The organism is Deltaproteobacteria bacterium (assembly GCA_019309045.1).
Taxonomy (GTDB): domain Bacteria; phylum Desulfobacterota; class Syntrophobacteria; order BM002; family BM002; genus JAFDGZ01.
Window position 1 is genome coordinate 1 of the sequence record JAFDGZ010000181.1, and the last position, 2,739, is coordinate 2,739.

Below are 2,739 nucleotides of genomic sequence, written 5' to 3' on the forward strand. Positions count from 1 at the left end.
TTCCTCTGGCTAGATGCTGTTCTTCCATTATTCCCCTCGGTAAATTATGGTCTTGCCGCTGGGATCGATGGTGCAGCGTCTCAGGAACTCTTTCATAGACGAACCAAGAATGTCTCGATTATCGAAATAGTAATTCAAGGCCCGCTTCTTCACATCGATCCGGTCCTTGCCCCTGATCTTTACTATTTTCATGGCAACCACCCCCTTTCACACAAAAAAAGCCCCGAGCCACAGGGCTCGGGGCCTGGAATCACTCTGTGTGCAGGCCGCTACGGCCCGATCCTGCACAATTTCAGGATCCACGCACAGAACCCGTACGCCTGTGGACACGTCCTTGCCTGTAAAGACAAACTGTTACTCGACGGATCGTCCAAAACTTTCCCTCATATAACAAGCTAATTTATCTCTATTTAACTCTTCCTTCCCCTCATGTCAAGAAGTTTCTTCCACAAAGCTCCTTCTTTTCCTCGCCGAGAAGCCCTTGTCTAGCAGACCGCCAGTGGCTATCTGGCCAGCAAGACTTTGCTCAAGCCCCGGAGAGAAAAGATGGCGCGGGCAGTTTCCTGCCTGCTGATGATCTTGCTCGCCACCGTCTTGAGTTCAGCACTTCGAGCTGTTCTGGCAATGAGGCAATTGGCCACCAGTGTATGGCGAAACCACGCCTCTGCCTGCAAATAGGCTCGGTGAAAAGGCTCCTGCCTCTGACGCAGCCGTCTTTCATATTCTCGCAAAGCTTCTAGGGAAACCTCCCTGGATTCGAGGGCCCGGGCCACCACCCGAGCAGCAGTGAGGCCGCTCTCCAGGGCATTGCCAATGCCCTCGCCGATGAGGGGAAAAGTGAGTCCCAGAGCTTCACCCAGTACCAGCACCCCCTGCCTGCAGGCCCTGGCCCCACGAAAACCGGTACGAAGCGGCGCGGCCCGAATTGGTCCCAATCTGCGGGCACTCTGCAGAACTGCCGTCAGGGATTCGGCGTGAGAAACGAACAGCGGTCGCCTGGGGTCTAATGACCGCTGCTGTCTCTGGTAACTCAGGAACACACCCCGTCCCACATTGTAGACGCCATTCCCCATGGGAAACATCCAGCAGTAGGCCGGCAGCATGCGGCGATCATAGGAAATATACATCACGGTATCGTCAAGACTCTCCTGCAGCCGATAGTAGGCTCGTATGCCAACGGCATTTGGTCTTCGCTCCTGGAGCAGGCCAAAGGAGTGCAGCACTCGGGCGTTTGTTCCTGGGGCCAGAAGAACTACTCTCGCCCGAATGGTCACCAGCTGCCCCTGCTGGTCCACTGCCAGGGCACCTGTGACCCTACTATCTTGCTCCAGAGGAGCGGTGACCTCCAGGCCGCTCACAAATTCCGCCCCTTTTCTGCAGGCCTCCTCAACAATGAGAGCGTCCAACTCTTGCCGTCGCAGGGTGTAGAATTCTCCCTCCAGGTCGCACTGCTTGCCGCTAGGGGCAATAAAGCGGATCTTGCTGATATGATGGGCCTTTTTCCTGACTGCCTCGGCAAGCCCCATTTCGCCGAGGGTCTTCATGCTGTCTTCCAGGAGACCGTCACCGCACACTTTTTCTCTTGGAAAGAGTGAGCGCTCCACCAGCAGCACCTGACGACCAGTCGCTGCCAGCTGCAGAGCAGCTGCCCCCCCCGCCGGCCCAGCGCCGACAACCAGGACTTCTGTGTGCAGCCCGCGCTTCATTCTGCCTCCTGCTGCATGGGCCAAAGCAGCTGTTCGTCCTCCTGCTCCCATTGATGGGGCAGGAAGAAGAGCATGGCTATGTCTTCCACGCCGGCAATGGCCATGAGAAGCCTTTCAAGGCCCAGAGCAATGCCAGCAGCCGGCGGCATACCGTATTCGAGCTCTTGGAGAAACTGCTGATCCACGGGCACTTCAGGATAACCCAGGGCACGCTTTTCTCTGAGGGCGGCCTCAAAACGGGCCCTCTGTTCGAAGGGATCGTTCAGTTCTGTGAAGCCGTTGGCCAGCTCGACGCCAGAAACATATACCTCGCATCGTTCTGCAAAGGCTGGCTCTCCTGGCTTTGTGGCGGCAAGCGCCGACATATGCGCCGGGTAGTCGTAGAGTATCTCGGGTTTGTCCAGCCCTAAATTTGGCTCGATTTTGCTGAGAAACAGCTGGAAAAAAAGATCATCAAAGCCTGCCTGTTCAGTGGCATCCTGACTCAGGAAGCGGCTGGATTGCCGGCGAAAATAGGGCAGATCTTTCAGGGCTCGGCCCAGGTCAATGCTGCAGTGGCGAAGGAAGAGCTCTTTGAGACTCGTCCTGGGCCAGGGAGGAGTCCAATCTATGCGCCGGCCTCGAAAACGGTCAGCAGCAGAGCACCGCAGGCTTTTCTCGAGGAAATATGCCAGCTCTTCCACATCCCTCATAATCGCCTCATAGTCCACATAGGTGCGATACCACTCGATCATGGTGAATTCACACTGGTGCAGCGGCCCGCTCTCACCCCCGTTGCGAAAGCAGCGGCAGATTTCATAGATGCGATCCATGCCGGCGCAGAGCGCTTTTTTCAGCGAAAATTCTGGTGAAGTGGGAAGATAGCATCTTTTCCTGCCGCCTTTCCTGTCCAGATAATGGGTCTCAAAGCCCTTGAGGTGTACTTCTATTCCCGGTGAGGCAACCAGGCGAGGGGTCTGCCATTCCACAAACCCACGGGAAGCAAAAAAGCGGCGCACTAGGGCCAGGGCTTTCGACTTGCACAGCAAGAGGT

3 protein-coding genes are annotated in these 2,739 nt (G+C 56.3%); all 3 read right to left on the reverse strand.

Annotated elements, in window-relative coordinates:
• Positions 1 to 27 precede the first annotated feature (27 nt).
• On the reverse strand, positions 28 to 192 hold the full coding sequence (locus JRI89_17460; protein ID MBW2073019.1) for a hypothetical protein: 165 nt from the start codon (positions 190 to 192) through the stop codon (positions 28 to 30).
• Positions 193 to 503: 311 nt separating this feature from the next.
• Complete coding sequence (locus tag JRI89_17465; protein ID MBW2073020.1) at positions 504 to 1,706, reverse strand: geranylgeranyl reductase family protein; 1,203 nt, start codon at positions 1,704 to 1,706, stop codon at positions 504 to 506.
• On the reverse strand, positions 1,703 to 2,739 hold a 1,037-nt coding region (genX, locus tag JRI89_17470; protein ID MBW2073021.1), incomplete at its 5' end, for an EF-P lysine aminoacylase GenX. The genes JRI89_17465 and genX, both read right to left, overlap by 4 nt.

What these genes read in the sequence shown, in the direction of transcription:
- JRI89_17460 (MBW2073019.1), bottom strand. Translation starts at nt 192, where the DNA reads ATGAAAATAGTAAAGATCAGGGGCAAGGACCGGATCGATGTGAAGAAG.
- JRI89_17465 (MBW2073020.1), bottom strand. Translation starts at nt 1,706, where the DNA reads ATGAAGCGCGGGCTGCACACAGAAGTCCTGGTTGTCGGCGCTGGGCCG.